At 74.8% G+C, this 25,837-nt stretch carries 20 protein-coding genes and 1 tRNA gene; 11 read left to right on the top strand and 10 right to left on the bottom strand.

The window, feature by feature from the left end; genetic code table 11:
• Positions 1-219 precede the first annotated feature (219 nt).
• Positions 220-822 carry an oligoribonuclease gene (orn, locus tag GTY84_RS10200; protein ID WP_161225829.1) on the top strand — a complete coding sequence of 201 codons (603 nt, stop codon included), beginning with the start codon at positions 220-222 and terminating at the stop codon, positions 820-822.
• Positions 823-931: 109 nt separating this feature from the next.
• A tRNA-His gene (locus GTY84_RS10195) sits at positions 932-1,004 on the top strand.
• A 98-nt stretch (positions 1,005-1,102) separates the two neighbouring features.
• Here GTY84_RS10195 and GTY84_RS10190 read toward each other — a convergent pair.
• From GTY84_RS10190 to GTY84_RS10160, 7 genes are all read right to left on the bottom strand, one after another.
• Entirely contained in the window at positions 1,103-2,158 is a 1,056-nt protein-coding gene (locus GTY84_RS10190; protein ID WP_161225828.1) for a LacI family DNA-binding transcriptional regulator, read from the bottom strand.
• 161 nt (positions 2,159-2,319) lie between these two features.
• A complete protein-coding gene (locus GTY84_RS10185) occupies positions 2,320-3,762 on the bottom strand; it encodes a GH1 family beta-glucosidase (RefSeq protein ID WP_161225827.1) in 1,443 nt (480 codons plus the stop codon).
• Positions 3,763-4,084: 322 nt separating this feature from the next.
• The gene (locus GTY84_RS10180; RefSeq protein WP_161225826.1) at positions 4,085-5,005 is read right to left on the bottom strand and encodes a carbohydrate ABC transporter permease; all 921 of its coding nucleotides are present in this window, start codon (positions 5,003-5,005) and stop codon (positions 4,085-4,087) included.
• Positions 5,006-5,019: 14 nt separating this feature from the next.
• A complete protein-coding gene (locus GTY84_RS10175) occupies positions 5,020-5,991 on the bottom strand; it encodes a sugar ABC transporter permease (protein ID WP_161225825.1) in 972 nt (323 codons plus the stop codon).
• Positions 5,992-6,376: 385 nt separating this feature from the next.
• On the bottom strand, positions 6,377-7,687 hold the full coding sequence (locus GTY84_RS10170; protein WP_161225824.1) for an ABC transporter substrate-binding protein: 1,311 nt from the start codon (positions 7,685-7,687) through the stop codon (positions 6,377-6,379).
• Positions 7,688-9,148: 1,461 nt separating this feature from the next.
• Entirely contained in the window at positions 9,149-10,546 is a 1,398-nt protein-coding gene (locus tag GTY84_RS10165; RefSeq protein WP_161225823.1) for a HAMP domain-containing sensor histidine kinase, read from the bottom strand.
• A complete protein-coding gene (locus tag GTY84_RS10160; protein ID WP_161225822.1) occupies positions 10,543-11,262 on the bottom strand; it encodes a response regulator transcription factor in 720 nt (239 codons plus the stop codon). Before GTY84_RS10160 ends, GTY84_RS10165 begins: the two co-directional genes overlap by 4 nt.
• An 829-nt stretch (positions 11,263-12,091) precedes the next feature.
• On the opposite strand from GTY84_RS10160, the gene GTY84_RS10155 reads away from it, so the two are divergent.
• Positions 12,092-12,658: a hypothetical protein gene (locus GTY84_RS10155; RefSeq protein WP_161225821.1), complete on the top strand. Its 567-nt coding sequence runs from the start codon at positions 12,092-12,094 to the stop codon at positions 12,656-12,658.
• On the opposite strand, the gene GTY84_RS10150 is transcribed toward GTY84_RS10155, so the two are convergent.
• Together GTY84_RS10150 and GTY84_RS10145 are read right to left on the bottom strand one after the other, a co-directional pair.
• Positions 12,652-13,530 (bottom strand): fused MFS/spermidine synthase, encoded by an 879-nt coding sequence (locus GTY84_RS10150; RefSeq protein WP_161225820.1) that lies wholly within the window; start codon positions 13,528-13,530, stop codon positions 12,652-12,654. The genes GTY84_RS10155 and GTY84_RS10150 overlap by 7 nt on opposite strands.
• A 538-nt stretch (positions 13,531-14,068) precedes the next feature.
• On the bottom strand, positions 14,069-14,479 hold the full coding sequence (locus tag GTY84_RS10145) for a hypothetical protein (protein ID WP_202550444.1): 411 nt from the start codon (positions 14,477-14,479) through the stop codon (positions 14,069-14,071).
• 286 nt (positions 14,480-14,765) lie between these two features.
• Between GTY84_RS10145 and GTY84_RS10140 the strand changes: the two genes are divergently transcribed.
• The 3 genes from GTY84_RS10140 to GTY84_RS10130 all read left to right on the top strand — a co-directional run bounded on the left by GTY84_RS10140 (position 14,766) and on the right by GTY84_RS10130 (position 18,750).
• A complete protein-coding gene (locus GTY84_RS10140) occupies positions 14,766-16,205 on the top strand; it encodes a hypothetical protein (protein WP_161225819.1) in 1,440 nt (479 codons plus the stop codon).
• Between the two features lie 618 nt (positions 16,206-16,823).
• Positions 16,824-17,273, top strand: coding sequence for a hypothetical protein (locus GTY84_RS10135; protein WP_161225818.1), 450 nt, complete (start codon positions 16,824-16,826; stop codon positions 17,271-17,273).
• Positions 17,274-17,352: 79 nt separating this feature from the next.
• Positions 17,353-18,750, top strand: a complete 1,398-nt coding sequence (locus GTY84_RS10130; protein WP_161225817.1) for a VanZ family protein — start codon at positions 17,353-17,355, stop codon at positions 18,748-18,750.
• A 287-nt stretch (positions 18,751-19,037) separates the two neighbouring features.
• Here the strand turns inward: GTY84_RS10130 and GTY84_RS10125 are convergent, their stop codons facing one another.
• Positions 19,038-19,634, bottom strand: coding sequence for a histidine phosphatase family protein (locus tag GTY84_RS10125; RefSeq protein ID WP_161225816.1), 597 nt, complete (start codon positions 19,632-19,634; stop codon positions 19,038-19,040).
• 198 nt (positions 19,635-19,832) lie between these two features.
• Here GTY84_RS10125 and GTY84_RS10120 point away from each other — a divergent pair, with 198 nt between their 5' ends.
• The 5 genes from GTY84_RS10120 (at position 19,833) to GTY84_RS10100 (ending at position 25,542) form a co-directional block, all read left to right on the top strand.
• Positions 19,833-20,822 (top strand): phosphatase PAP2 family protein, encoded by a 990-nt coding sequence (locus GTY84_RS10120; protein WP_161225815.1) that lies wholly within the window; start codon positions 19,833-19,835, stop codon positions 20,820-20,822.
• 1 nt (position 20,823) lies between these two features.
• Positions 20,824-21,891, top strand: a complete 1,068-nt coding sequence (locus GTY84_RS10115) for a hypothetical protein (protein WP_161225968.1) — start codon at positions 20,824-20,826, stop codon at positions 21,889-21,891.
• Positions 21,882-23,483 (top strand): hypothetical protein, encoded by a 1,602-nt coding sequence (locus tag GTY84_RS10110; RefSeq protein ID WP_161225814.1) that lies wholly within the window; start codon positions 21,882-21,884, stop codon positions 23,481-23,483. Before GTY84_RS10115 ends, GTY84_RS10110 begins: the two co-directional genes overlap by 10 nt.
• A 31-nt stretch (positions 23,484-23,514) precedes the next feature.
• Positions 23,515-24,870 carry an AAA domain-containing protein gene (locus GTY84_RS10105; RefSeq protein ID WP_161225813.1) on the top strand — a complete coding sequence of 452 codons (1,356 nt, stop codon included), beginning with the start codon at positions 23,515-23,517 and terminating at the stop codon, positions 24,868-24,870.
• A 300-nt stretch (positions 24,871-25,170) separates the two neighbouring features.
• On the top strand, positions 25,171-25,542 hold the full coding sequence (locus GTY84_RS10100; RefSeq protein WP_161225812.1) for a hypothetical protein: 372 nt from the start codon (positions 25,171-25,173) through the stop codon (positions 25,540-25,542).
• Positions 25,543-25,837 lie beyond the last annotated feature (295 nt).

Here is a 25,837-nt window from a genome sequence, read left to right as displayed (position 1 = left end):
CAAGGGCGGTCCGGCGATTCCCGTCGTCGCCCGCAGGCAGACGGGAATCGCCGGACATGCCTCGGGCAGGTGCGGCGCCGGCCGGGTCCCTCGGGACCCGGCCGGCGTACCCGGGGCGCGGACCCGACCGGGCCCGCGCCCCCTTCCGCACCCCGGCCCGGGGCCGCGGGCCCGGCACGCCCCGGTCACAGGGCGCTACGGGCGCCGTAAGGTTGCGGCATGAACGATCGCATGGTCTGGATCGACTGCGAGATGACCGGCCTCTCGCTGTCCGACGACGCTCTCATCGAGGTGGCCGGCCTCGTCACCGACTCCGAACTGAACGTGCTCGGGGACGGTGTCGACATCGTCATCCGCCCGCCGGACCGGGCCCTGGAGACGATGCCGGAGGTGGTGCGGGAGATGCACACCGCGTCCGGCCTGTTGGCCGAGCTGGAGGGCGGCACGACCCTCGCCGACGCCGAGGCCCGGGTCCTGGCGTACATCGAGGAGTACGTGAAGGAGCCCGGGAAGGCGCCGCTGTGCGGGAACTCCGTCGGCACCGACCGGGGCTTCCTGCTGCGCGACATGCCCACGCTGGAGGGCTACCTCCACTACCGGATCGTCGACGTCTCCTCCGTCAAGGAGCTGGCCCGCCGCTGGTACCCGAGGGCGTACTTCAACAGCCCGGAGAAGAGCGGCAACCACCGCGCGCTCGCCGACATCCGCGAGTCCATCGCGGAGCTGCGCTACTACCGCGAGGCCGTCTTCGTCCCGCAGCCCGGTCCGGACGGCGACACCGCCCGGACCATCGCCGCGCGGCACGTCCTGCCCGCCGGGTAGGGGCGGCGGAAAGGCGGGCGCGAGCACCCCTTCGGACCCTGTACACTTTTTCTCGGCTGGTCGGGGAAACCCGCGGACCTCTCACCGAGGGGTTCGAGCACCGGTCATGGTGGGTGTAGCTCAGCTGGTAGAGCACCTGGTTGTGGTCCAGGATGCCGCGGGTTCGAGTCCCGTCACTCACCCTGGTCGAGGGGCCGGTGATCTTCGCGAGAAGGTCACCGGCCCCTCGCTTTCGTCCGCGCGGATGCCGTGCCCTCCGTGAGGCACGGGCCGGGGTGGGTCAGGACGAGGCGCGGACCACCAGTTCCGTCGGCAGCACGATCCGGCTGCGGGCCGGAGCGCCGGGGACCGGCGGACGGGGCGCGGCGATCTCCGCGAGCAGCAGGTCGATCATGGCCCGGCCCATCTCCACGATCGGCTGGCGGACGCTGGTGAGCGGCGGGTCCAGGTGGCGGGCGATGACCGAGTCGTCGTAGCCGACCAGCGCCACGTCCTCCGGGATGCGGCGGCCCGCCTCGCGCAGCGCCCGGCGGGCACCGGCGGCGGTCACGTCCGAGGCGGCGAACACCGCGTCCAGGTCCGGGCGGCGGCGCAGCAGCTCCGCCATCGCACGGTGACCGCCCTCCTCGGTGAAGTCACCGGGCTCGATCAGCCCGTCGTCCTCGGCGTGCCCCGCCTCCCTGAGCGCGTCCCGGTAGCCGTCGACGCGGCGCTGGGCACCGTAGACGTCGGGGGCGCCGGTGATGTGCGCGACGCGGGCGCGCCCCCGGGAGAGCAGGTGCTCCACGGCGGAGCGGGCGCCGCCGTAGTTGTCGGAGTCGACCGAGGCCAGCGTCTCCCCGGCGGAGCGGGGGCCGCTGATCACCGCGGGGATCTCCAGCTGGGCCAGCAGGTCGGGCAGCGGGTCGTCGGCGTGCACGGAGACCAGCAGCACTCCGTCCACCCGGTGGGCGGCGAGGTACCGGGCGAGCCGCTGCCGCTCCCGGTCGCTGCCCGCGAAGATCAGCAGCAGTTGCAGCTCGCTGTCGGAGATCTCCGCTCCCACGCCCCGCAGCATGTCGGAGAAGTACGGCTCCGCGAAGAACCGGGTCTCCGGCTCGGGCACCACCAGCGCGATGGCGTCGGTGCGGTTGGCGGCCAGGGCGCGGGCCGCGGTGTTGGGGACGTAGCCCAGTTCGGCGACGGCGGCCTCGACGGCGGCCCGGGTCGTGTCGCTCACCCGGGGCGAGCCGTTGATCACGCGGGAGACCGTGCCGCGGCCGACCCCGGCGCGGGCGGCCACCTCCTCCAGGGTCGGGCGCCCGGCGCCCCGGCTCCGCCCACCGTTGACCGCCATGGCCGTCGCCTTCCCCTCGCAGCAATGAGGCCTGGAATGTAACAGCAGCCGTCCCGCGCTCCCCGGTCTCCCCGTCCCGCCGTACCGGCGCCGGCACGGGCCGGGGCCCGGCGGACCGGCGCGGGGCCGTCCGGACCGGCGCGGGGCCCGGCCCCGGTGCGTCAGCCGGGCAGGGCGTTGCGGCGGATCACCCCGGCGTACCAGTGGGCGCTGGCCTTGGGGATGCGGCGCTGGCTGGCGTAGTCCACGTACACGGTGCCGAAGCGCTTCGAGTAGCCGTAGGACCATTCGAAGTTGTCCAGCAGCGACCAGAGGAAGTAGCCGCGGACGTCGGCGCCGTCGGCGATGGCGCGCCGTACGGCGTCCAGGTGGGCGTGGAGGTAGGCGATGCGCTCGGGGTCGTTCACCACGCCCTCGGGGGAGACGTAGTCGTCGAAGGCGGCGCCGTTCTCGGTGACCATCAGGGGCAGTCCGGGGTGGGCGGCGGCCAGCCCGGTGAGCAGGGTGTGCAGCCCGTCGGGGTCGATGGCCCAGTTCATGGCGGTGAGGTCGTCGTTGGCGAGGTGGAAGGCGATGTCGTCGCAGCCGGTCCACGGGGAGCGGTCGGCGGCCCCGTGGCCGTCGTCGCGGGTGGCGCCGGAGCCCTCGGCGGGGCGGGAGACCACGGTGGGCGCGTAGTAGTTGACGCCGAGCAGGTCGAGGGGGCGGGAGGTCTCGGCGAGGTCGCCCTCGCGGACCAGGCCGTCCCAGTCCACGAGGTGGGCGGTGTCGGCGAGGAGGTCCTCGGGGTAGGCGCCGTCGAGGACCGGGCCGGTGAAGATCCGGTTGCCGACGGCGTCGATACGGCGGGCCGCCCCGACGTCCCCGGGGGCGTCGGTGAGGGGGCGCACCTGGTGCAGGTTGAGGGTGAGGGAGACCTGGGCGGCGGCGGGCAGCCCGGCGCGCAGGGCGCCGACGGCGCGGCCGTGGGCGAGGTTCAGGTGGTGGGCGGCGCGCAGGGTGGCCGCCGGGTCGGTGCGGCCGGGGGCGTGCACACCGGAGCCGTAGCCGAGGAAGGCGCTGCACCAGGGCTCGTTGAGGGTGGTCCAGACGCCGACGCGGTCGCCGAGGGCGCGGGCCATGATGCCGGCGTACTCGGCGAAGCGGTCGGCGGTGTCCCGGTGCGGCCAGCCGCCCGCGTCCTCCAACTCCTGGGGGAGGTCCCAGTGGTAGAGGGTGGCGACGGGGGTGATGCCCGCGGCCAGGAGTTCGTCGGTGAGGCGGCGGTAGAAGTCCAGCCCGCGTTCGACGGCGGGGCCCCGGCCGGTGGGCTGGACCCGGGACCAGGAGACCGAGAAGCGGTAGGCGTTCAGTCCGAGGTCCTTCATCAGGGCCACGTCGTCGCGGTAGCGGTGGTAGTGGTCGGCGGCGATGTCCCCGGTGTCGCCGTTGCGGACCTTGCCGGGGGTGTGGCTGAAGGTGTCCCAGATGGAGGGCGTGCGGCCGGCCTCGGCGGCGGCCCCCTCCACCTGGTAGGCGGCGGTGGCGGTGCCCCAGACGAAGCCGGCGGGGAAGGAGGTGCCGGAGGCCGGCCGGGCGGTGCTCTCGGGTCGTACGGCGGTCATGGTGAGAACGCTCCCAATTGGCGTGAGGAGGGCCGGGCGGTGTGGCCCGGACACGGGACGGCGCGTGGGGCGCGGGGTGCGCGCCCGGCCCGGCGGGCCCGGGTGCGGGGCCCGCCGGGCTCGTGCGGACGGTGGGTGATGGGCGGTGGGAAGGGTGTGCGGTGGGGACGCTGGGCTTCCGTGGCGTCGGTGGGCGTTGGTGGAAGCGGCCGGTGCGGACCGGTGGCTCCGGCGCGGGGCCGGTGCGGGTGCCCGGCGGGGCGGACCGGGCATGGGGCGGACCGGGCACGGGGTGAGCACGGGAGGGCCGGAGCGGGCCGGGTCACCCCTTGACGGCGCCCGCCATGATCCCGCCGACGATCTGCTTGCCGAACACCACGAAGACCACCAGCAGCGGCAGGGTGCTGATCAGCGCGCCGGCCATGACGATGCTCTGGTCGGGGGTGTAGGAGGCGCTGAGCTGGCCGAGGGCGACCTGGAGGGTGGGGCTCTCCTGGCTGAGGGCGAGGAAGGGCCAGAAGAAGTCGTTCCACGCCTGGACGAAGGTCAGCATGCCCAGCACCGTCATCGCGGGCCGGGCCGCGGGCAGCACGACGCTGCGCACGATGCGGAGGTTGCTCGCCCCGTCCACCCGGGCCGCCTCGATCAGCTCGTACGGCAGGGCCTCCAGCAGGTACTGGCGCATGAAGAAGACGCCGAAGGCACCGACCAGGGTCGGGAAGATCACCGACTCCAGCCGTCCGCCCCAGCCGATGTCGGACATCATCATGAACAGCGGCACCACGCTGAGCTGCGGCGGGATGGTGAGGGTGGCGATGACCGCGGTCATCAGCGCGTTCCGCCCGCGGAAGCGCATCTTGGCGAAGGCGTACCCGGCGAGGGTGCAGAACAGCAGCGTCGCCGCGGTGATGGAGCCGGCCACGACGACGCTGTTGACGATGGCCCTGCCGAGGCCCGCCTGCTCCCAGGCCGCCTCCAGGTTGCTCAGCAGCCTGCCGCCCGGCACGAACGGCGGCGGGTCGTCGAGGACGCGCTGCTGGTCGTGCGAGGCGGCCACCAGCGTCCAGTACAGCGGGAAGAGGGAGCCCAGGCCGACGACGGCCAGCGCCAGATAGGTGAACGGACCGCCGTCGAGCTGCCGGCCCGCGCCGATCCGCAGCCTTCGGCCCCGGCCCGCGGGAACGGCGGGCGCGGGCGGGACCGTTCCCGTTCCGGCCTGGGCGGGGGTGTGGGTCGTGGTCATCGTTGTCGCTCCCGTCACGCCGCGCTCCTGCGCGCGACCCGGCCGACGATCCAGTTGATGAGGGCGATGAGCAGCAGCAGGGCGAGCATGGCCCAGGCCACGGCGGCGGCCGGTCCCAGATGGCCCAGCTTCCAGCCGTAGTTGTAGAGGTAGATGCTGAGCGTCTCGTACTGGTGCTCGCTGCCGCCGACGGCGCCGAGCGTGCCGCCCTGGAGCAGCAGCGGCTCGCCGAAGAGCTGCATGGCGCCGATGGTCGAGATGACGACGGTGAACAGGATCGTCGGCCGCAGCGAGGGGATGGTCACCCTGCGGAACTGCTGCCAGCGCGAGGCCCCGTCGAGGGAGGCCGCCTCGTACAGGTCGGTGGGGACCGCCTGCATGGCCGCGAGATAGATCAGGGCGTTGTAGCCGGTCCAGCGCCAGATCACGATGACCGAGATGGCGGTCTTGGAGGTCCATGTGCCGTTGCCCCAGTCGGTGTCGCCGAGTCCGGCGAAGCCGAGCACCCAGTTGAGGAGGCCGCCGTCGGCCCGGAAGACCAGGGCGAAGACCAGGGCGGCGGTCGCGACGGAGGTGGCGTAGGGGGTGAGGACGACGGTCCGCCAGAAGGCGCTGGCGCGCAGCCTGTAGTTGAGCAGATGGGCCAGTCCCAGGGCGACGAGCAGTTGCGGCACCGTCGACAGGACGCCGATGACGAAGGTGTTGGAGACCGCCGTCCAGAACTCGGAGTCCTGGAGGATCCTGGCGAAGTTGTCCCAGCCGACCCACTCGGACCGGTCGAGGCCCGTCATCTCCACCCGGTGCAGGGCGATCCAGCCGGTGTAGAGGAGCGGGTAGAGCCCGAAGGCGCCGAAGACGAGGAAGAAGGGGGCGATGTAGGCGTACGGCGAGACCTTGTCGTCGAGTCGCCACAGTCGGGTGCGCCACGCGCCGGGCCCGCGGCGGGGCGGGGTGCGGGCACCCCGTGCGGGGGTGGTCGTTGCCACGGAGGGGGTCCTTCCCTGGGAGATCGGGCCGGGTACGGCGGGGGCGGGGCGTCGGCGTGGGCGCGGGCGTCCCTGCCGGTGAGGGCGGGCGGCGGCGTCCCTGCCGGTGAAGGCGGTGCCGGGCCGACGGCCGGTGGGGGCGGGCTCCGGTCGGCGGCCGGTGGCGCGGGCGGCGGCCGGTGGGGGCGGTGCCGGGCCGACGGCTCCGGCACCGGGTCGCCGCAGGGAGGCGGCCGGGAGGAGAGCTGACGGCGGGAGCGGCCCCGCCGGGGAGAGCCGGGCGCCGGGGCCTCGCGGGCGGGCGGGACCGGCGGGCGGGCGGGGCCGCGCGCCCGCCGGCGATCCCGTGCCGGCCGGTGACCCCCCGTCAGCGGACGGCCCCGCCTCAGCCGATGGCCTTGTCGATCGCCTCGGTGGCGGCCTTCCAGGCGTCGTCCGGCTTGGTGCCGCGCTGCTCCATGTTGGTGATCTGGGTGGAGATCGTGTCCTTGATCACGCCGTCCTTGGGGCCGAGCACGGCCACCGGGATGGTCCCGGCCTCCTCGGCGTAGATCCGGCCGACCGGGGCGTCGTTGAAATAGGGCAGCTCGGCGTCCTTGACGTCCGCGATCCCGTACGCGCCCCGGTTGGACGGGAAGACACCGACGGCCTTGAAGACGGCGGCCTGCTGCTCGGGCGCGGTCAGCCACTCGACCAGCTCGGTGGCCTCCTTGACGTGCTTGCCGCTCCTGGGCACCGCCAGGAAGGAGCCGCCCCAGTTGGCCGCGGTGCCGCCGGGCGCGGCAGTGATGTCCCACTTGCCCCGGAAGTCGTCGCCGGAGTAGTTCTCGATCTGGAGGGCCATCCACGCCGGGCACACGACGGTGGCCACGCTGCCCTTCCGCAAGGCCGCCTTCCACGGGTCCTGGAACTGCGGGAGGCCCTGGCTAAGCTTCTTCTCCGCGGCCTCGGCGGCCAGGCGCCAGCCCTTCCGCACGGCGGGGCTGTCCTTGTAGACGGGCTTGCCGTCGGAGCCGTAGTACTGCTGCTCGGAGGAGCTGACCACGCCGTTGAACATGGCGCCGGCCGAGTCCATGAAGTACGTGCCGCCGGGCGCGTTGTCCCGGTACTTCTCGCCGAGTGCGAGGTAGTCCTCCCAGCCGCCCGCGACGGCCTCGGCGACCTTCTCGCGGTCGGCGGGCAGGCCGGCCTTCTCGAACAGGTCCCTGCGGTAGCAGAGCGACATCGGGCCGATGTCCGTCCCGGCGCCTATCACCCTGCCGTCGGGCGCGGTGGCCTGCCGGGCCTTCCACTCGACCCACTGGCCGACGTCGATGCTCTCCCTGAGGTCCACGAACCGGTCCGCCTGGGTGTCGACGACCTCCTTGACACGGGCCACCTCGATCCCGACGACGTCGCCCAGCCCGCTGCCGGTGTTGAGCTGCTGGAGGAGCTTCGGGTAGTAGTCCTGCTCGTTGGCGGTGGTCTCCTCCTTCACCACGATGTCCGGGTGGAGGTCCTGGTACTTCCGGAACAGTCCGGCCTCCTTGTAGCCGAACTGCCCGAAGTCGGCCACCTTGAGGGTGATCTTCCCTCCGGAGTCCGGGGAGTCCGGGTCGCCGCCGCAGCCGGTCAGCAGCAGGGCCGAGGCCGTCAGGACCGACGTCGCCAGGACCGCCGCTCTGCGGCCACGACCGCCGGTTCGGGTGATGCGCATTCCACTACTCCTTGTTCCAGGGGGGAACGGGGACCTCGGGAATCGGGCCGCCGGGTCCGGCGGTCCGGCCGCCTCCCGCCGCGCGCGCCGACCGCACCCACGCACCCCGGAGCACGGTGCGAAGTAGCTGGTCAGCGGTGCGCCGTGCGAGGTGGAGGGAAGGGCCGACGGTGTTTCGGGCCGCACGGAAGGAGAGGCCCCGAACTCCATGGGAACGCTCCCACGCGGCTTGCCCCGAAGACTCCTCGGTGCCGGGGGCGGGTGTCAAGAGTTGAAGACGGCGTTGTTGCACGGGCGTGCGCGGCACGGCAGGGGAACGGTTCGCGCCGCTTCCCCGCCGTGGGCCGCCGCCGGTTCCGGCTGCCCGGCGTCCCGGCAGGTCGGGGCCGGTCCGGTGGCCGGGGCCGGTCCGCGGGAATCCTGGCGGGCGGCGCACGGGGCCGCCGGGCGGAATCAGGACGGTGCCCCCACCACCCACCGGAAGGTGAACGATGATCTCCGTCGAGCCGCCGTCCGCCCCCAGGACGGCCGGCACCGCCCCGCCCTGGACCCGGCGCCGCCCCGCCTGAACTGGCCCTGCCCGAAAGGGTCCTGCCGGAACGGGTCCTGAACGATGTCACCATCCGCGTCGGCGTCGGCCGCGGCGCGGTCCTCCGGGTCATCAACGGCTCGCCCGGGCGGCAGCGACCGCTCCCGGACCGTCGGCGGGTCATCGCGGAACTCGGCCACGTCCCCCACCCCGCCGCCCGCTCACCGGTCACCCGGCGCACCGGCGGCGGCGTGCCCGTCGTGGTCCCCGAGGCGCGGATCCGGCCGTTTTCCGAGCCCTACTCCTCCGGGATCGTCCGGGGCGTCTCCGCCGGGTTCGCGGGCGCCGGGACTCGCCTGCCGCTGGTGACGGCGCGCGACGAGCGAGGGTACGCGCGGCTTGCCCCGTAGCCGGCCGGGCAGCACGTCGACCGGCTCTGATGATCGCGGTGCCCGACGGCGGCACACGGCCCGACCGGTCCGGCCGGAGGCGCTCCGCCCCCGGCCGCGCCAGGCGGACGGCGCGGCGAGCGGGAGCCCTCGGCCACGCCCACGCCGACACCGGGGCGGACGCCACCCGGGGACCGCCCCGAGAGAGCTTCCGGGCAACGGCGGGCATCCGGCGCCTCGGAGGCGTTCCCCGCCGGGTGCCACTCTCCGCCGGGGGACGCCCCTCGTCGGCCCCGCTGCCCGCCGGGGTGTCACTCCCTGCCCCGGCACCACCTCCCTTCGGGGCGCCGCTTCCCGCCTGGTGCCACCCACCGGATTGCCGCTTCCCTCCTGGTGGCCACCCGCCGGATGCCGCTTCCCGCCTGTGCGCCACTTCCTGCCGGGCACCGCCACCCGTCAGATACACCGCCGCCCACCTGACGCCGTCCCTGCCGGAGCGGGCTCCTCCCCCGCCCTCTCCTGCGGGAGGCCACCGGTGGCAGGTCAGGAGCCCTCGGTGACGACCGCCCGTCGGAGGGGTCTGCGGCGCCGGACGGTCCCCCGCTGCCCCCGGCGCACCGGCGCGGTCCGCCCGTCGAGCCGCAGGCGGAGCCGTACCTCGGTCCCGCCGAGCGCGGAGTGGCCGATGCGCAGACTGCCGCCGGCCGACTCGGCGAGGCGGCGCACGATGTCCAGCCCCAGCCCCGTCGACCCGTCCGTCCCCGAGCCCCGGCCGCGCGCCACGGCCGCCTCCGGGTCGGTGATGCCGGGCCCCGCGTCGGAGACCCGCACCGTCACCGCGTCCTCGCCCTCGCAGACGTCGACCACGAAGGCGGTCCCCTCCGGGGTGTGCTGGAAGACGTTGCCGAGCAGGGCGTCGAGGGCCGCGGCCAGGTCGGCGGGGGCCACCGGGACCCGCGCCGCCCGGTCGCCGCCGGCCAGCCGCCACTCCCGCCCCTGGTCCTCGGCCAGCGCCGACCAGAAGCCCATCCGCTCGCGGACCACCTCCATCGCGTCGCACCCGGTTCCCGGACCCGCCGCGCCGGTCTGCGGCTTGGCCTCCCGGGCGGTGCGGATGATGCCGTCGATCTCCCGCTCCAACTGCTCGACGGCGGCCCGGGTCTGGTCGGCGGCCGGGCCGTCCCCGAGCGAGGCGGCGTTGAGGCGCAGCACGGTCAGCGGGGTGCGCAGCCGGTGGGAGAGGTCGGCGGCCAGCTCCCGCTCGTTGTCGAGGAGCTGGACGACCTGGTCGGCCATGGAGTTGAACGCGACCGCGGCACGCCGCAGTTCGGGCGGGCCCTCCTCGGGCACCCGCGCCGTCAGCTTCCCCTCCCCCAGGTCCTGCGCCCCCTCCGCGAGGCGCCGGGCGGGTCGCACCATGCGCACGCCCAGCCGGTCGGCGACGGCGACCGAGCCGACGATCAGGGCGACGCCGACGGCGGCGAGCACCGCCCAGGCCGTGCCGACGCCGTTGGTCACCTCGGACTCCGGCACGTACACCTCGACGACGGCGATCTCGCCGGAGCTGAGCGCGATCGGCTGGAGCAGCGCCGAGCCGCCGCGGACCTCGGTGCTGGAGGCACGGCCCACCCGCCGCACGGCGGCGATGTCCTCGTCGGTGGCGCGCCGCTGGCCGATGTGGGAGCGGACCGGGTCAGTGCCGGTGGCCGGCAGGTGCACGGCCATGCCGTCGTCCATCCCGGCGGAGGCCACCACGCGCTCCAGCTCGTCCCGGTCGGTGGTGATGGAAAGCGCCGGGGCGACTGCTGCGGCCTCCCGCTCGGCGTTGGAGAAGGCGCGGTCGCGGGCCAGTTCGCGGACCGCGAGACCGAGCGGCACGGCGAAGGCCACCACGACCATCGCGGTGACCGCCAGCGACACCTTGACCAGAGCCCATCTCATCGGGGCGGCTCCTCGTCCGGGGAGCGCGGCGCGGGCGGCTCCAGCTTCACGCCGACGCCGCGCACGGTGTGCAGATAGCGGGGCCGGGCGGCCGTCTCGCCCAGCTTCCGCCGCAGCCAGGAGAGATGGACGTCGATGGTCTGGTCCTCGCCGTAGGCCTGCTGCCAGACCTCGGCCAGCAGGTCCCTGCGGGCCACCACGACGCCGGGACGGGCGGCGAGGAAGGCGAGCAGGTCGAACTCGCGGCGCGTCAGGTCCAGCCGCTCGCCGTCCAGTTCGGCCTGGCGGCGCAGGGGGTCGACGGTGAGGCCGCCGACCCTCAGCACGGTGGACGGCGGTGCCCCCGCGGTGCCGGAGCGGGCGCGACGCAGCACGGCGGCCATCCGGGCGGAGAGATGCTCGACGGAGAAGGGCTTGGTGAGGTAGTCGTCGGCGCCCGCGTTGAGCAGCCGGACGATCTCCGTCTCGTCGTCGCGCGCGGTGGCGATGATCACCGGGACGTCGGTGATGCCGCGCAGCATCTTCAGCGCCTCGGACCCGTCCAGATCGGGGAGTCCGAGGTCGAGTATCACCACGTCGAAACTGAAATGGGCGACCTCGCGCAGCGCCTCCAGCGCCGTACCGACGCTGCGCACCAGGTGCGTGGCGTCGGTCAGATGCCGGATGAGCGCCGAGCGTACGAACTGGTCGTCCTCGACCACGAGCACACTTGCCATGCGCCGCACCGTACGCCATGCGGACCGGGCCGCGGCGGGCCTGTGGACAACTCCGTGAGGAGCCTGTGGAAAGACCGGGTGAAGCCGGTCCGACCAGCGGCCCGGCCGGATTCCGGGGAGGCCGTCCGCCGTCCGGCGGCCGCCCGCCCGGGGAGGCCGACGAAAGGGCGTCACCCGCCGTCCGGGCAGCGGGCGGTGGGCGTTCCGGCGGAGCGGAGCCGTGCCGTCCGTCGCGCGGCGCCCCGGCCGGCCCCTGCGTGCCGAGAGTCCGCCGTCCCCCGGGCCGCGTCCCCCGGCTCCCCGAGGGCGGCAACCCACCGCCCTCGCGGCGGCCCACCCGGCGCTCCCGGAGGGACCGGGGCCAACGGGACGGGGCGAGAGGGGATCGGGGCGGAGACCCACCGCCGTCAGGCGCCCCCGGGCCCACCCCGAAGGCCCACCGCCCGCCGAGCGCCTCACCACCCATCACCCACCGGACGGGCCTCCGCGTGGCCCCGGGCGGTCTCGACCGCCGCGTTCCGGACAGCAATTGTCCGGATTCGGCCCAGCCGACCCGCCGGGCTCCGGACCGCGCCGCGACCGCCCTCCGACAGCCGGATCCGACCCGCTTTCGGGCAGCGACACCACCTCCCGCCGCGCGGAACGCGAATCAGGCCCCGGAGGGGCTCCCGACGACCCTCGCAAAGGCTCCGGAATCGTTCCCTCCACGCCCGGACTTCTGCGTTCCGCACCGCCGGAGGGATGGCTTCCACCCCGCCCGCGCGGACGGCCGGGAACAGCCCCGCACAGGGGGCGACAGGCCGGTGACCTGTGAGGCAGTATGGCCGCGATGCGCAGAGGACTCGTACACGTACTGGCCTGGCTGCTCGCCACGGGTGCGGCGGTCACGCTGTCCTGGTGGGGTGTCCGCACGGTGCTCGCGGGGACCGCGTACGACGCCCCGCGCACCCTGCCGATCACGGCCTCGGAGGGGGCCGGGGGTCACTCCCCCACCGTCACCCCGACCGGCACTCCCACGCCGTCCGCCGCCGAGCCGTCGCACACGCCCCCGGGCGACGCGGCCCCGCCGCCGGAGGAGCCGGTGGGTACGCCCGACAAGGCGGCCTCGCGCACCGAGCCGCCCTCCGGTCCCGCCGTCATGTCCTCCTCGCCCTCTCCCTCGGCGTCCGCGACCGGGCGGGTCAAGGGCTACGACACCGACGGCGGGCGTGCGGTGTTCGACCTGGGGCCGTCGTCGGCGTCGCTGGTGTCGGCGACGCCCGCGGCGGGCTGGTCGATGCAGGTCTGGAAGACGGAGAAGTGGATCAGGGTCGAGTTCGCCTCGGGCGAGCAGCGGGTGTCGGTGTTCTGCACCTGGCACGACAGCGCGCCCCGGGTGGAGATCGGGACCTACTGAGCCCGGTCGAAGACGGACGGCGGCGGGGCCGGTGAGTCCACGGCCGAGGCGTCCGTGACGGGCGCCGCGCCGCCGGTGAAGTCGGTGAGAGCGCGCCCGTGCTCCACCCGGCCGGGGTGCGGATCGCAGGCCGCGCGGCGGGTGAGTTCGGCGACCGGGAGGGGCCGGTGGCCGGCGACGAGGACCGCGTTGCCGAAGCGCCGTCCGCGCAGCACGGCGGGGTCCGCGATCAGGGCCAGTTCGGGGAAGCGGGCCGCGGCGGTGGCGATCTGGCCGCGCAGATGGGCGAGCGGCGGCCCGTCCGCGAGGTTGGCAACGTAGAGCCCGCCGGGGCGGAGCACGCGCGCGACCTCGTCGAGGAACTCGGTGGACGTCAGATGGGCCGGGGTCCGGGCGCCGCTGAACACGTCGGCGACGACGAGGTCGGCCCAGCCGTCGCCCGCCTTGGCCAGCCCGGCCCTGGCGTCGGTGGAGCGGACGCGGATCCGGGCGCCGGGGTCCAGCGGCAGGGCGCGGCGGACCAGGGCGACGAGGGCGGCGTCGCGTTCGACGACCTGCTGGGTGGAGCGGGGACGGGTGGCGGCGGTGTAGCGGGCGAGGGTGAGGGCGCCGCCGCCGAGATGGACGGCGTGGACGGGTCTGCCGGGCGGGGCTGCCAGGTCGATGACGTGGCCCATGCGGCGCTGGTACTCGAAGGAGAGGTGCGCGGGGTCGTCCAGGTCGACGTGGGACTGCGGGGCGCCGTCGATCAGCAGCGTCCAGGCCCTGGCCCGCTCCCGGTCGGGCACCAGTTCGGCACGGCCGCCGTCGACGTCCTCGACGACGGACTCCACCGCGACCCGCCCTCGGCGGGGGTTCCTGGCCTTTCCCATCCCCCCATTATCCGGGCGGGCACGAAGCGGACGTCCGCCGGTCCCGCCCGGGGCGCACCGCACCGCGCGCCCCCCTGACGTGCCCGTACGGCACGGGCCGCGCCGGTCCCGGATGCGGAACGGAGGCGGAGGACGGAACGGGGGCGGGCTCCCGGCCGGATCGGCCCGGACCGGATCACGCCGGGCGGGACCGAACCTGACCGGGTCGCGCCGGACGGGACCGGGTGACCGATCCGGGCCGGGTCACCAATCCGGGCCGAGCCGACGGCCCCGCTCCCGAGTGCGAGGCGCGGATGGCGGACGGAACGAAGTCCGGCCCCCGCGCCGGGCCGCACCGAGCCGCAGCGGACCGCGCCAGTCCGGGCCCGGACCCTCCCGAGCCGGACCAGACCGCCCCGGGCCAGGCCGCACGGGTCCCGCTCCGGCCCAGCCCGGGGCCGGGCCGGCCTGAGCCGCACCGAGTCACCCCGACCCGCGCGGGGCCTCGCCACCCGACCCGCGCGGGGCCTCGCATCCGAACCCTCCGCCCCCGGTGGGATCAACAGCAGCTGTCCGCCACTTCGAGCAGCCGGGCCGCCTCGCCCAGGGCGGCGCGCAGCACGGCCGGGTCGGTCGCCGGGTCCGCGGCGGCGGCGGGCGGCAGCAGCCAGTCCGAGCCGCGCACCGGCGGCTCCGGGGCGAGCGGGAGGCGTGCGCCCCGGCCGTCCGTCTCCGCGCAGGTGCTCCCCGGCAGGTCCCACGCGGCGGCCGTACCGGGCGGCACCAGGAAGCCGAGGGTGTCGCCGCTGCCGTCGTGGAGGACCGGGCCGATCCCCTCGCCGGCCCCCCGCCGGAGGATGTCGACCGCCTCCAGTCCGTGCCGGGTCGGCACGGACACCACCTCGCACCGGGGATCGGCCCCGCACACGGCGCCAACGCTCCCGGACGCACCGAACCGGCTGCTCTCCATCCCGGCCTCTCCCACGGAATCCTCCTCGGCCTCCCCCGCCTCCCCGGCTCCCGGGGCCACGGGGTTCAACGCGCGAGCGCGTCAACGGCTACGGGCGAAGTGGGCCGCAAAGGATGGCACTTCATGGCGGATCGTGGAGGCGATTTCCGCTTTGTCACCAAACTCCCTGTGTCCACTCCGTCACAACCGGTACGTTCGGGGTCGCCGGGAACGGGACGGCGAGCGGAGTCGGCGCGACCCGCCCCGGCCCGGCGGGGTTCGACGGTTCGCACGAGAGGGCCCGGCCATGGCGACGGCATCGACCGCAGCGGCGGACTCCGCACGGCCCGACCGGCCCCCGAGGCCCAACCTCGTCTTCCGGCGGCTGCGCGGGCGGCGCTCGCCCACCGAGTTCGCGGCGGCCGTCCGGCGGGCCGCGCGCGAGATCGGCGAGCGGGTCTGCTGCGACGCGCGGTACGTCGGGCGGGTCGAGGCGGGCGAGATCCGCTGCCCCAACTACGCGTACGAACGGGTGTTCCTGCACATGTTCCCCGGCCGCACGCTCACCGACCTGGGCTTCGCGCCCCGTTCGTCCGTCCGCGGGCGGAGGGCGCGCGCCGCCGAGGAGACGCCCCCGGCATGCCCCGACCGCCGCCCGCGCCCCCCGCGCGGGCCGGGTGGGGCGCATGAGCCGTACGCACCGTACGGACCGCACGACGACCACGAGGAGAGCGACGTGCTGCGTCGCGCATTCATGACGGGCGGGGCCACGATGGCGGCCGCCTCACTGGCCCCCCTGGGTGCCGCCCCGGACGCCTCGGCGGCCCCCCGCACCGCGGGCGGCCCCGGGACGGACGGCGCGGGCGCCGTGGAGGACGCCGTCCGCCGCATCCGGCTGCTCGACGACCGGCACGGGGCCGACGGCCTCTACCGGCGTGCGGCGGCCCCGCTTCGCGCCGCGTACGCGCTGCTGGACGCCGGCGTGACCCGGCGGGCGGCGGCCGACCGGCTCTGCGCGGGCGCCGGTGAACTGGCCCTCTCGGTGGGCTGGCTGGCCCATGACTCGGGCCGCTTCGAGGACGCCCGGTCGCACTACGCGGAGGCGCTCGCCACGGCGCGGACGGGCGGCGACGCGGGGGTGGAGGCGCACGCCTTCTGCAACACGGCGTTCCTGGCCCGGGACGCGGGCCGCCCCCGGGAGGCGGTGCGGGCGGCGCAGGCCGCGCAGCGCGTCGCGCGGGCGCTGGGCTCCGACCGGCTGATGTCGCTGCTGGCGCTGCGCGAGGCGGGCGGCTGGGCGGGGATGGCCGACCGCGTCGGCTGCGAGCAGGCGCTGATCCGCGCCCAGGCCCTGTTCGGGCGGGGCAGCTCCGCGGCCGATCCGGAGTGGATGAGCTTCTACGGGGAGGCCGAGCTGGAGGGGCTGGAGGCGCAGTGCTGGTCCGCGCTGGGCGACTGGTCCCGGGCGGCCCGGCACGCGCGGCGGGCGGCGGAGCTCCAGGAGCCGCACTTCACCCGCAACCTCGCCCTGTACTCCGCCGAGCTGGCCGACGACCTGGCCCGGGGCGGGCGGCCCGACGAGGCGGCGGGGGCCGGGATGCGGGTCCTGGACCTGCTGGGCGAGGTCCAGTCCTCCCGCGTGCGCGGGATGCTGGCGGGCACCGCGCGGGTGCTGCTCCCGCACCGCCGGGTCCAGGGCGTCTCGGCCTTCCTGGACCGGCACGCCGCGCTGCCCCGCACGGCGTGAGAGTGGTCACGCCGGAGGCGCGCGGGCGGCCCGGCCACCGCCGTACGGGCCGCCGCTCCGCGCCGGGGAGGGGAGGCGTCCCCCGACGCTCGGGGACCGGTGCCCGCGGACGCGGGGACCGATCCATGTGCCCCACCCGCCCTGCCACGCCTCCCCCACGCGGGCACGGGGTCCGGCGTACCCGCACGGCCCGGACGACGAGGTCGGCCACCTGCCAGGGTTCGCGATGCGCAGCATCGCCCGCCCCTGCACCCGCGAGGCCAGGACGGGCGCGAAGAACGCCGAGCTCCCGGATCGCGCGCAGCCATGCCCCTGGAACTCGCACCGGTTCGGATCAACGCCTGAAAAGCGGATCGACACCACGGGTTCACCCCGATGGGAGGCGAGGGCCGGCCCACAACCAGAGCGATCATTAGTCTATTACTTCCGACGAGACAAGACCCATTGAGGACACACTTCAGAGCGAAAATCGGAAAAGGTGGCACCTCAAGTCGAGATTAAGAAAGACTTATGGCCAACAGTGCGTCAAGTCGCACATCTTCGACTCCACGGTGTGAACTGGACCACATCTCGACATAATCACTGCACCCCCCTTTACCGAATCCGCTAGATTCCTTCATGTCCGAGAAGATGATCTTCACTAAATCCATCGGAAAGAAGGTTCAGGAAATGACCGCAGCCCGACGCGTCATCGCCACTTCGGCAGCCGTGCTCATCGGCATGGGGGTCATCGCCCCGGCCGCGGTAGCCGGCGGTAACTTCGACTACGGCACATCCCGCACGAAGCTGAGCAACGGCGTCCTGTGGACCTCGCTGACCAGCGGCACCGGTTCTTCCTGGAACGTGACGGACGCGTACGACAAGACTGGTGGCGGGTCCATCACCGCGCGCTTCGGATGGACCCACGTCGGCACCGCGCACACCGGATCGTGGTTCTCCCAGTCGTCGGGCACGACCAAGAGCACCAAGTGGTCCAACTACAACCTCAGCGGCTGTAACGCCGTGATCGGCTGGATGGAAGTTCAGGGTCAGCAGACCTTCAACAACGCGCCGGTCACCCAGTGCTGAAACGCTGAACGCGGGGCCCGCTCACGAGCGGGCCCCGCACCTGCACCGATCCTCCCGCGCGAGCCCAGGAAACGACCGCATGATTCAGGCAGTATTCAATGGCAATCAAGGAATGCTGGTGACTGCCGTCACCCTCTCCATGATTGCGGCTCTGATGTCCTATTTCCTGGGGCGCCGTCTCGGGAAGCCCGGAATCCCTTGCGCTCTGACGGGTGCCGCGCTCGCGGCTGTCGTGAGCGCCACACTCTATCCCATTTCTCCGGACGCGCCCGCCTCGGCAACGTGTTTCATCGAACGTAGTATCGCCACGGAAACGTTCACCGCCCAAGGGTTGCTGAATGTCCTCCTCTTCATTCCTTTGGCCGCCCTGGCAACCTGGCTGACACGACGTCCGATTCCGGTCGCGTTGACCTGTGTCGCTCTCTCGGCCACCATCGAGGTGGTGCAGGCGCTTACGCCGGGTATGGGGCGCGCCTGTGACAGCACCGACCTGTGGACCAACAGCCTCGGCGCCTTTGCCGGTGCCCTGATCGTGGGCGCCGGGCTGCACTGGGAAGCGACCCGTGGCGGACGGGACACCGTCATCCTCATCAGCAGGCATCAGGTGCGCCGTTCCCTCATCGGTTTCGCTTCCGGAATCGCCGTACTCGGCCTGATCAGTGCCTTCACCGTCACCTTCGTGATGGCTGAGGTGGCATCGGCGAACGCCGCTTCCCCCGAACAGCGGGAGACCGCCCGGAGGGCAATCACCGATTTCCTTGGTGAGCAGGCCCGAGCCACGTCGGTGCAGTTCTTCCCCGGGCCGGCAGGAGGTCCCGGACGGATCTCGGCCAACACCGACCGCGGGGTACTCGACATCGAGTGGCCCTCCCGCGAAGTGACCTCCGGTCTGCTGCGGCCCATCAGCCCGGCCGTCGGACCCGGTACCGCACCTGTCAGTGACGACGCTGCTCTGAGGGCCGGCACCGCATTCGTGCGGGACCACTTTCCCTGGGCTCTCGCCGGGGACACCGACGTGAGTGCTGCCGGTCCTCGACAAGCCTCGAAACTGGTCTCCTGGCGCTCTCGTGAGAACGGCGTGCTGATGCCCATGCGGATGGACGTCCTGGTCGGGCCCGATCTCAAGATCACCTCATTCACCGCACGTCACATACCCGACCCCGAACTGCCCTCGGTACGCATCGGCCGGCAACAGGCTCAGGCCATCGCCACGCACAAGTTCCCCGGTGACATAGTCCACTCCGGCGAACTGCTGGCTCGCACCGACGGCATCGGCCGCTGGCACCCGTACTGGATGCTGAGTGTCGGCCCACCCGGCGCGGACACGGCCCCCTCCCAGGACGGCGTTGCCCAGGACGGCCCTCCCGACGACGACTCCTCACAGTCCACGAGTGCTCCCGCCATCCGTGTGATCACGCTGGATGCCGTTACCGGAGACGTTGTGACGACGCGGTCCGACTCGGTCGAGGCAGGCTGAGAGCAAGCGGTTGTCCGTAGCCGATCGCACCTGACTTCTTTCATCCCGTGCCGGCGGATGAAGTTGCGGTCAGTGGGTGATGACGAGACAGGGCCTCTCGTCGTCGGCGTGGCGATCCCGCTCATCTCACCGCCGACCGAAGGGAGCCTGGTTCCGCGCCCGCCGGAGAGGAGAGGGAGTGGTGTGCGGGCCCGAAGGACTGCTCCTGGCCGTCGCCCCCTGTACGGGAAGCCTCGGTGTCCCGCCACCGGAAGGACGACGCGGACCGGGGCCCCGCCTCGCGCGCCCTACCCCGCCAGGTGCCCCAGGTCGTTCCACGCCTCGATGGCCGGGTCGCCGTAGGCCCAGCCCAGGACCGACAGGGAGGTCGGGTTGAGGCGGATGCGGGCGGCGAAGTCGACGGGGAGGCCGAGCCAGCGGGCGCCTATGGCGCGCAGGATGTGGCCGTGCGCGAAGACCAGCACGTCCCGGTCCGCCTCCCGGGCCCAGGCGACGACCTCGTCCGCGCGGGCGGACACCTCGGCCGGGCTCTCGCCGCCGGGGACGCCGTCCCGCCAGATCAGCCAGCCCGGCCGGAGCGCCTGGATCTCCTCCGGTTTCAGCCCCTCGTACTCCCCGTAGTGCCACTCCAGGAGCGCGTCCCAGTTGGCGGCGCGTTCGCCGAAGCCCGCCAGGTCGCAGGTCTCCCGCGCGCGGGAGAGGGGGCTGGTGCGCACCTCGACGCCGGGCAGTCCGTCCAGCGGCGCCCGGTGCAGCCGCTCCCCCAGCAGCCCGGCGCCCCGGCGGCCCTCCTCCAGGAGGGGCACATCGGTCCTGCCGGTGTGCTTGCCGGACAGCGACCACTCGGTCTGTCCGTGCCGGGCCAGCAGGATGCGCGGTGCCATGGGAAGGGACCCTCCGGGAGGAATACGAGGCGGGAACCCCTCCATCATCGCGCACGCCCCGGGCACGCAACCCGGGGGGCGATACCGGCGTCTATCAGGGCCGGGGCCACCCGGTGAGGGGGTGCGCGAAGGCCGTAGAGTGGCACGCCCGTGTCCGCGCAAGGACGCGTGGGAGAACGGAAGGGGAGGGCGATCGGATTGCCTCATACCGAGACACCGGGTACTGGGGCGACCCCGCGGACCCGTCCGCGCTGGTGGACCGAACTGCCGCTGATCGCCCTGGTGTACGCCTGCTACTCGGCCGGCCGTCTCCTGGTGCGCGGCGACATCTCCGACGCCGTGGACCACGGCCTGGCGATCCTGGACATCGAGAAGGCGCTGTTCCTCAACGCCGAGCACCCGCTGAACCGGCTGTTCACCCGCGAGCCCTGGATCGGGGTGCCGGCCGACTTCTGGTACGCCTCGCTGCACTACGTGGTCACCCCGGCGGTGCTGGTCTGGCTGTTCCGCTCGCACACCGTGCGCTACCGGGCGGCCCGCACCTGGCTGATGGTCTCCACGTTCATCGGCCTGATCGGCTTCACCCTGCTGCCCACCTGCCCTCCCCGGCTGCTGGACGCGGGCCACGGCTTCGTCGACACCATGGCGCAGTACAGCTCGTACGGCTGGTGGGGCGGCGAGGCGAGCGCGCCGCGCGGACTGGGCGGGATGACCAACCAGTACGCGGCCATGCCGAGCCTGCACGTGGGCTGGGCCCTCTGGTGCGGCGTGCTGCTCTGGCGGCACGGGCGCACCCGCACGGCACGGGTGGCGGGCGTCGTCTATCCGCTGGTGACCACCATCGTGGTGATGGGCACCGCGAACCACTACCTCCTGGACGCGGTGGCCGGGGCCGCCGTGATGGGCGCGGGACTGCTGCTGACACCGCTGGCGATGCGCGGCGCGGACCGGGCCCGGGCCCGGCTCGCCGCCCGGCTGCCCGCCTCCGTCACGGCGCGGCTCGCGCCCGCCGCCGCACCGGCCGCGGGCGGTCCGGGCGGCGTGGTGTCCCCGATTGTCAGTGGCGGATGCCAGACTTCCGCGGGTGAGCGATTTCCACGGCAGCGCGAGCAGCGGGTCGCGGCGGGAGCCGGGCCGGACGCCTCCCCCTCGGACGCGGACGACGGGGCTCCGGCACCGGCTCGCTGAGCTGCGCGGTCCCGATGTCCCCGCCAAGGCGCTGGACGCCCGCGCCCTGGCCGCCCTCGCCGCCAACCCCGGGTGCGGGCGCCGCGCGATCCTCGACGGCGCGGGGGTGGACAAGGCGTCGCTCGCGAGCGCGCTGGGCGCGCCCTCGGTCTTCGGCATGTCCCAGTTCGCCTTCATGCGCGGCAACGCCTTCGAGGCCCGGGTCAAGGCGGACGGCGGCGCGGAGCTGCTGCGGCTGGTGCACGAGCGGCTGGACCCGGGCGCCGAGCCGCCCGCGGGGGCGCGGGTGCCCGACCTGTCGGCGACCGGCCCCGAGGGCCGCGCGGCCCGTACGGCGCTGACCCTGCGGGAGGCCACCGCGGCGGGCGGCTGGGCCCTGCTGGACCACCCGATGGTCGCGCTCGACGTGGCGGGCTCCCCCGCCTTCCTGGAGCCGGACGCGGTGGTGGTGCACCCCGACGGCGGCTGGTCGGTCGTCGAGATCAAGTCCTTCCCGATGCTGGACGGTTCGGCGGACCCGGCGAAGGTCGGCGCGGCAGCCCGGCAGGCGGCGGTCTACGTGCTGGCCCTGGAGCGGATCGCGGCCCGGCTGGACCCGGCGCCGCGGGTGCGCCACCGGGTGCTGCTGGTGTGCCCCAAGGACTTCACCAACCTGCCCACCGCCTCCGCCGTCGACGTGCGCAGGCAGCGCGCGGTGACCGCCCGCCAGCTCGACCGGCTCACCCGGATCGAGGAGATCGCCGACGCGCTGCCCGAGGGCGTCTGCTTCTCCCCCGCGCTTCCGGCGGAGGAACTAGCCGCCGCCGTCGAGGCGGTGCCCGCGTCGTACGCGCCGGAGTGCCTGTCCGCGTGCGAGCTGGCCTTCCACTGCCGGGCCCGTGCCCGGGAGGCCGACGCGGTGACCGCGCTCGGCCGCCCGGTCCGCGCCGAGCTGGGCGGGCTGACCCGGGTGGCGGAGGTGCTCGCCGCCGCGCGCGGCGAGTTGGGGGACGCCGGTGATCCCGCGGTGGCGGCGCTGCGCCGCGCGGCGCGGCTGCGCGCGGAGGCCCTGGGGGCGGCATGTCGCTGATCACCACGCTGGCCCGGCTGGAGGCCGTGCGCACCGGGCTCGCCCAGCCGGCCGCGACCGTCCGCCACCGGCATCTGTCCGAGCGCCCCCTGGTGTTCGTGCCGCTGACCACCGCCGGTGAGGCGGGCGCCCCGCTGGGGGCGCTGGTCGGCACCGACCGGGAGGCGCCGCGGCTGCTGGTCGTGCCGCAGCCCCGGGACCGGGACCTGCGGTTCGCCTTCCTCGCCGATCTGGCGGATCTGGTGCTGCCGCACATCGAGGCGTGCGCGGAGGCGGTCGAGGCCGCCGAGCGGACGGGGACGGACCCGGAGACGGGCCGCCGGGTCAAGGTCGAGGTCGAGCTGTGCGCGGACGCCGCGCAGGTGATCGTGCCGAGCCGGGCGGGCCTGGAGTTCGTGCGGCTGCTGGGCCGGGCCATGCGGTTCCGGCGCACGGCGGAGGAGGACCCGGACACCCCGCATCCGGCGCCGCCGAGGGTTCCGCTGCTCGGCCGGTGGCTGACCCACTACGGGGAGCGGGCGCGGGTGCCGGGCTCGTCGCTGCTGCTGGCCATGACCGATCTGCTGGGCAGGCACTGGGCGACGGGGCAGTCCTCGCCGGAGGACCAGCACCTCGGGAAGCTGCTCGCCTGGATCGCCCCGCCCGGGGACGCGCCCTCCGGCGCGGCGGCGGCCCTGCGCGCGGAGCTGGCCCGGGACGACCGGGGCCAGTTGCTGTGCCCGCCCGCCGGTCCGGCCACCGACCCGGCCTTCGACAACGATCTGCTCGCCCCCGCCATCGAGCGCTACGACCGCGCCCGCACCGCGTTCGCCGCCGCCGAGGACGGTCTGGAGGCGGACGACCGGATGGGCGCGCTCACCGCCGCCGAGCGGGAGATCCGGGAGCTGGTGGAGAGCCGCACCCGGCCCACCTGGGACGCGGTGTGGCGGGGCCTGGACCTGCTGCGGGAGCTGCCCGCCGGGGCGCGGACGGAGGAGCGGTGGACCCGCGACCGCTGGTCGTTCACCGCGCACCGGGACCGGGTCCTCGCCGGGGAGCCGCCGCAGCCGCGCCGCGACGACGCGGTGACGGCGGCGAACAAGCTGGCCACCCGCGAGCGGGAGCAGGCCCGGCTGGACGCACAGGAGGCGCTGGACGACCCGCTGGTGATGGCGGGGCGGCGGCTGGCCGGGGACGCGTTCGCCGGGGAGGTCACCGATGTGGTCATGGCGTACAGCGAGGGGAAGCGGCCCGCCCCGCGCCCGCTGGTCACCGTCCGGACCGAGGACCTGCCCCATCTGGCCGAGCGGGTGAAGGTGTACCGGTCGCTGGGCGGGCGCCCGCAGGCGGCCGAGTTCGCGGGGCGGGACGAGGACGGCGGCGTGGTGCTGCGGATCGTGGACAAGATGGGGCGCGGCCGGGAGCCGGAGGCGGGATCGGTGCCCGGGAAGGGCGACGCCGTCACCTTCACGCTCTTCGAGCACGAGCAGCGGGGCGGGGCAAAGCTGCCCGACCCGGAGCACACTCCGTGGACCCACGGCGGGCCGCCCGAGGCGCTGGGCGCGCTCCTGCCGGAGCCCGCCGACGACCGGACCGAGGAGGATCTGCTGTGACCGCCGAGCACCGGACCGGGGAGGATCCGCTGTGACCGCCGAGGACGTCCGCCCGCGGGCCGCCTTCGACCCGGGCGCGGAGGCCGCCCGGGCCACCGCCGCGATCCTCGCCGACACCCTGGGCGGCACGGAGCGCGGGGTCGTCGTGGACTCCCCGCCCGGTGCCGGGAAGTCCACGCTGGTGGTGCGGGCCGCGCTGGAGCTGGCGGAGGCGGGCCGCCCGCTGATGGTGGTGGCGCAGACCAACGCGCAGGTCGACGATCTGGTGCTGCGGCTGGCCGAGAAGGCCCCGGAGCTGCCGGTGGGCCGTCTGCACAGCAGCGACGCCGACCCGTACGACCGGGCGCTGGACGCCCTGCCGAACGTGCGGACGTCGGCGAAGGCGGACCAGCTCGCGGGCGTGCCGGTGGTGCTGTCGACGGCGGCCAAGTGGGCGCACGTCGGGGTGGACGAGCCGTGGTCGCACGCGATCGTCGACGAGGCGTACCAGATGCGCTCGGACGCGCTGCTGGCGGTGGCCGGGCTGTTCGAGCGGGCGCTGTTCGTGGGCGACCCGGGCCAGCTCGACCCGTTCTCGACGGTGGGCGGTGAGCAGTGGGCGGGCCTGTCGCACGATCCCTCCGCCTCCGCGGTCAGCACCCTGCTCGCCCACAACCCGTCCCTGCCGCAGCACCGGCTGCCGGTGTCGTGGCGGCTGCCCGCGTCGGCGGCGCCGCTGGTCTCGGAGGCCTTCTACCCGTACACGCCGTTCCGCAGCGGCACCGGCCCCGGGGACCGGCGGCTGTCCTTCGCCGTGCCGTCGGACGGCTCGGGCCCCGACCGGGTGATCGACGAGGCGGCGGCCTCGGGCTGGGGCCTGCTGGAGCTGCCCGCCCGGCACACCCCGCGCACCGACCCGGAGGCGGTGGGGGCGGTGGCGGAGGTGGTCCGGCGGCTGCTGGAGCGGGGCGGGGCGGCGGTGTCGGAGCGGGGACCGGAGCCGGTGCCCCTGACCGCCGCGCGCGTCGCCGTCGGCACCGCCCACCGCGACCAGGCGGCGGCCGTGCGGGAGGCGCTGGCCGGGCTCGGGGTGCGGGACGTCACGGTCGACACGGCCAACCGGCTCCAGGGCCGCGAGTACGACGTGACGGTCGTGCTGCACCCGCTGTCCGGCCGCCCCGACGCCACCGCGTTCCATCTGGAGACGGGGCGGCTCTGTGTGCTGGCCTCGCGCCACCGGCACGCCTGCGTCGTGGTGTGCCGCGCGGGGGTGGACGCCCTGCTGGACGACTACCCGTCGACGGAACCGGTGCAGCTCGGGACGCTGGTGAAGTTCCCCGACGGCTGGGAGGCCAACCACTCGGTCCTCTCCCATCTGGCGGAGCACCGGGTGTCCTGGCGGCCCTGACCGACGGCGGCCCTGACCGGGAGCGGATCTGACCGGGAGCGGGCCTGACCGGGAGCGGGCCTGACCGGGAGCGGATCTGACCAAAGGCGGGCCGGGCCGCCCCTGCCGGGCACGGGACGCGTCCCCCGTGCGGCCCGGAGCCGGGCGGGGCGGCGGGCGGGGCGCGGGGACGGGACGCGGGGGCGGGCGGACGCGCGCGGGTGGGGTGAAAGGTTTCCGTGCTCTTGCGCGGGCGCGGGAGAATGGACGGTGGACCTTTTCCCCGACGGGTCGTGAACGGCCCAGCCAGGAGGCGACACCATGGCGGAGCCCGCGCCGCACCGGAACGAACGGCGGCTGCGCCCCGCGCCCCTGCTCTTCGAGCCCGCGGAGGCCGCCGCCGACCCCGAGCACTTCTTCGACCTGGAGTCCATGGAGGACCCCCGCGCCCTGCTGGACCGGTCCACTGAGCTGACCCGGGCCTTCCGGGCGGCGGCGGACCGGGCGGTGGAGTTCCAGGCGATGGCCGCCGCGCAGCTCGCGGACCCCCGGCGGTTCGACCGGCTGACGGCGGCGGAGATCGCGGACCGGGCCGACTGGACCGAGGACTACGCCAAGAAGATGGTCGAGTTCGGCCGCGACCTGCTGAGCGGGGCGGAGCGCGGCGGCCCGGGACTCGTCGGCCCGGTCTGACCCGGCGGCCGGCGGCCCGGCCCACGCCCTACGGCTCCACGGTCTCCGCGGCCCGACCGCCGCGTCGGCCCGCCTCGGCTCCGGCCCCTCGGTCTCCGTGACCCCGGCGTCTCCGTGGCCCCGACGGAGCGCCCGTCGGCCGAGACCCCCGGCACCGCCCGCTCGCCCCGGCCCCGTCACCCGGCCGCGCGGCGGACCCCACGCCGTGCCCCGTGCCCCGTGCCGTACCACCAGGGCATATGCCAGGCGGGCACGATACCCCTCCCCCGCGCCGCCTGTCCCGGATTCCCGCAAC

The sequence above is a fragment of the Streptomyces sp. SID8352 genome (assembly GCF_009862265.1).
Classification (GTDB): domain Bacteria; phylum Actinomycetota; class Actinomycetes; order Streptomycetales; family Streptomycetaceae; genus Streptomyces.
The sequence above is the reverse complement of the archived record's forward strand: the minus strand, read 5'-3'. Positions and strand labels throughout refer to the sequence as shown.